Source organism: Bacillus sp. GMa5/1, assembly GCF_050172015.1.
Classification (GTDB): domain Bacteria; phylum Bacillota; class Bacilli; order Bacillales; family Bacillaceae_G; genus Bacillus_A; species Bacillus_A cereus.
On sequence record NZ_JBNLYC010000271.1, the window covers coordinates 1 to 4157 of the forward strand.

Below are 4157 nucleotides of genomic sequence, written 5' to 3' on the forward strand. Positions count from 1 at the left end.
ATGGGACAACTTGTTGATATGAATGGATTTAGTGATAATTGAAAGGTTATTGTACAAGTTATTAATTATGGAGACATCATTCCAGAAGATTTAATCCATCTTTTCAATATGCTTTATATAAAAACCACAACATAACATATAATAAAAAACGGCGAACCCTCCACCTAGGAGAATCCACCATCACAAATAACTGATTATTTCACACCTAGTTTTTTTGCTTTCTTAGGGATCCCGTCTTCCAGCACTTCCTCCCAAGCTGTTACACCTTTTTATCTAAATGATATACACGTAGGAATGCTTCTTTACGAAGATTCTTTTGTGCGATAAATTCTAACTCTTTTTCTTTACCTTCCTTATCAAAACCCGATAATGTATATTCATACTCCTTTCCCATCACTTTACCATCCATAGATTTTGAAACTCCTCCTTTTCCATCCATATTAATTTGAACGTAATATTCATCTTTACCCATACGGTTGATATCACACCCAACTAAAACACTTGCAAATACAACTTCCTTATTTTTTACGTACCTGTATATTTTTATCTTGTTACTCACTTTTATTTTTCTTTCTTAACTAACTTATTTAAGATAATCTCATATAAATTACTTAACGAATTAATGCTATTTGCGACATAAAAAAAGAGAGGCGTCTGCCCCCTCTTAGAAGTGAAATTCAACTTGCTGTTCTTTTGTAATTGTCTCATCCCCCTCAGGATTAACTGTGTCGCTAAAGAGTAACTTAGCTGATATAATCTCCTCAAGCTTACTCTTAATGAATAGACCTACGCTACCTTCTTTCTTCACCTTCCCATAGAATTTGTTAGCATTCTCATCTTTCTCCTAACTAAGATCTTTTACTTTTACTAATTTCATATGAGAAATTCCCTCCAAATGTACACACTAAGAATGAGATTTGATAGAAGATACTTGTCTACATTTTGACTTTTCCTATTAAAACTGGAATATTTGGTCAAATGTATTAAACACGCAAATAACTTGATATCGTATCTCATGATTTTAATAATGATTCTGTTTTTCATTATAGTAAGGTTGTTTATCTCATATTGAATTACCTTTCATTTTTCTTACAAGTTCGCAATATTTTTGAAAATACAGTCTATAAAGCCGAGAATTATTATTTTTTGAGAGATAGCATTGAGGAGTTTTTCATATGCACTGTACTATACGGTACTAGATTCCCGTACAGATTTCATTTACAATTCATTGTATTTTCTTTACCATTTACCAAGTTAAAATGGAACAAATTTATTACTTAGAGTGTCTATTATGTGTATCCCTAAAAATATGAAAGGACTTATTATTCCCCAAAGTAAAGTGATGTAAAAAAGTGTGTATTGAGATACTTCATTTAAATGTTACGAGTTTAATACTTTCACAGGTAAACTATAAAAAAAGAAACACCCTAAACAGCAACTGTTCATTCATATAAACGCTTTGGTTCTGCTTAGCCTGTTAAAATTCAACTTCAGAAGTATCGGTATCCAACACCCGCTTTAATTAACATCGGTATTTAAAATACCAAAACAAAATCCATATATCGTTGAAAGAGGTTGAAAATTCATGTACGTTTTAAACAAGTTCTTTACCTACAAAAAGATTGTACCTGTCGTATTACTTTCATGTGTAACACTAATAGGGTGTTCTAATAGTAATACTCCATCTGGACCACCTAAGCAAACAAAACAAATAAAGCAAATTAAACAAGAAAATACAGGTCATGATTCTTTTGCTAAGCTTGAAAAAGAATATAATGCTAAGCTTGGTATTTATGCTCTGGATACAGGTACAAATCAAACTATTGCTTATCATTCAAATGATCGTTTTGCATTTGCCTCTACATCTAAATCATTAGCAGCGGGAGCTCTTTTACGTCAGAACTCAATAGAAGCTCTTGATGAAGGGATTACGTATACGCGTGAAGACCTTTCTAATTATAATCCAATTACAGAAAAGCATGTGTATACAGGAATGACGTTAAAAGAACTTGCAGATGCTTCTGTTCGATATAGTGACAGTACGGCACATAATTTAATTCTTAAAAAGTTAGGTGGTCCATCCGCATTTGAAAAAATCTTGAGAGAAACGGGAGATACGGTTACTAAATCTGAACGATTTGAACCTGAATTAAATGAAGTACATCCTGGAGAAACGCGCGATACCAGTACACCAGAAGCGATCGCTAAGACACTTCAATCATTTACATTAGGATCTGCACTTCCAACAGAGAAACGTGAATTATTAGTAGATTGGATGAAGAGAAATACGACTGGAGATAAGTTGATTCGTGCGGGCGTACCAAAAGGATGGGAAGTAGCTGATAAAACAGGCGCAGGATCTTATGGAACAAGGAATGATATTGCAATTATTTGGCCACCAAATAAAAAGCCAATTGTTCTTGCCATCCTTTCTAATCATGATAAAGAAGATGCAGAATATGATGATAAGCTTATTGCAGACACAACTAAAGTCGTATTAGATACTTTAAAAGTTACGAATAAAAACTAATAAATTAATAGTTTTCCGTGGTTAGGGGACATATTCTCTAATAAGAGTAACCATACATGAACGTCAAATGATGCTAAAAAAAGAAAAAACACGCAGTTCCATTTGGAATTGCGTGTTTTTATTTTGCTAATTTATTTTGGATAACCGCTTGTGTCATCCAGTGCTGATTGGTTTGCACATGGTCTTTTCGAACAAATGCCCCTATGGATTTTGAAAAATCATTATAGTGAAACGCATCCGTTAATCTAAGTACATACCCCTCCTGAATCCCTCCAAAGAGTGAAGTACCGTTGTAGCACAAACGAATTACCTTTTCATTATAGGGGCCACGATATAACACTGGAACGTGTGCAAGGCCTAACTTTTTACACCATGCAACTGCTGCATCCCACGATAAACATTCATTTTTCTCATTCTATATTGAAAAGACATAAAAATAGGACGTCAGTGCTGTGTAGTGAATGCCATGACAAGCATACACATTTTCACCACATATCCTCCAGCCTTCTGGAATTCTATCCCCCCATACTTCCTTGTAACGTTTTTACCCATGTTCTCGATGGGTTATGACCACTTGATAACGACCTTGCATGAATAGCATCTTTATAAAGAGATGTATTTTCACCATCTAACTTCGTACGATTAATTACTTCCTGTAGTAGCCTTTCTACTGTATCTATTTTTATCTCATTTGGTTTTCTCAATATTCTTTACTTCTATTTTTTGATTGTTATAACTGGCACTTTCTTGGTATCAGAAATTTCACTGTAACCATAATAAAGTAGAAAAAACAATAAAATAATTGTCCAAATAAATATAAACACTTTATAACTATACTTCATATGAAAAACCTCATTTTCCCTATATAAGTGAATGTACATACACCTTATAAATCCTATTACATAAATTATTGGATATTGCAGTAGTAGAGAATCATTAAGTATTAGAAATTGTTATTCATAAACATATCCAAGAAATCTTCAAAAAATATCATCTAGACATTTTAACATTTCATAAAAATGCACAGATAATATTTTTACGTTTAGCTAAGTAATGCTTATTATGTAATAAATCCTTATCTCTATTTCACCTTAATGTTTATATGTACAAGAGTCTGTGTAGCAACTAGGCTGTACTTTAAATATGTACTAAATTGTGTGTGGGAAAGGAAGCACATTTTATTTAAAGTTGTTACTTTGAACCCTTTAATTAGTTGGTAGTCTTCTTCATTCAGACAGAAAGGAAATTTAAAGTGTGCACGTATTTTCAACTCAGACTCTTTACTACACACACTCCTATACACATAACACGTCTATACCTTTCGTAACATTAAGGAAATGATATAGAAATAATTATAATATTTCGTAACAACCTTGTAACACAAATGTAACACAATACATTTAATCGTACAATACTTTTTTAGCTAATTATCAACAAAGCATTGTTAATATCGTTCAAATTTAATAATGTTCCCATAAAGTAATACATATTGTTTGTGAAGTGTTTTTTCAAAATATAACGAAACCTACCATGACGGAGGAATGGTAATTCAATTTAAGAATAAATGGATTGATACCTTTCTAGCTTTTGTATCCCAATCATAGTATAGAGAGGATTATGGTTATCC

At 32.4% G+C, this 4157-nt stretch carries 2 protein-coding genes and 3 pseudogenes; 2 read left to right on the plus strand and 3 right to left on the minus strand.

What is annotated here, in order from left to right:
• Nucleotides 1–194: 194 nt before the first annotated feature.
• Nucleotides 195–547 (minus strand): annotated as a pseudogene (locus ACQGSG_RS27105) (YxeA family protein).
• Nucleotides 548–1585: 1038 nt separating this feature from the next.
• Here ACQGSG_RS27105 and blaIII point away from each other — a divergent pair.
• Nucleotides 1586–2530 carry a class A beta-lactamase BlaIII gene (gene blaIII, locus ACQGSG_RS27110; protein WP_000289423.1) on the plus strand — a complete coding sequence of 315 codons (945 nt, stop codon included), beginning with the start codon at nucleotides 1586–1588 and terminating at the stop codon, nucleotides 2528–2530.
• 118 nt (nucleotides 2531–2648) lie between these two features.
• Here the strand turns inward: blaIII and ACQGSG_RS27115 are convergent.
• Nucleotides 2649–3011, minus strand: a pseudogene (locus ACQGSG_RS27115) (RNA ligase family protein).
• 34 nt (nucleotides 3012–3045) lie between these two features.
• Nucleotides 3046–3234, minus strand: coding sequence for an RNA ligase family protein (locus ACQGSG_RS27120; RefSeq protein ID WP_255262012.1), 189 nt, complete (start codon nucleotides 3232–3234; stop codon nucleotides 3046–3048).
• Nucleotides 3235–4047: 813 nt separating this feature from the next.
• Here ACQGSG_RS27120 and ACQGSG_RS27125 point away from each other — a divergent pair.
• Nucleotides 4048–4134: pseudogene (locus ACQGSG_RS27125) on the plus strand (DUF2278 domain-containing protein); the annotation flags it as partial.
• Between the last annotated feature and the right edge of the window lie 23 nt (nucleotides 4135–4157).

Coding starts and splice junctions, on each gene's coding strand:
- blaIII (WP_000289423.1), top strand. CDS start 1,586: ATGTACGTTTTAAACAAGTTCTTTACCTACAAAAAGATTGTACCTGTC.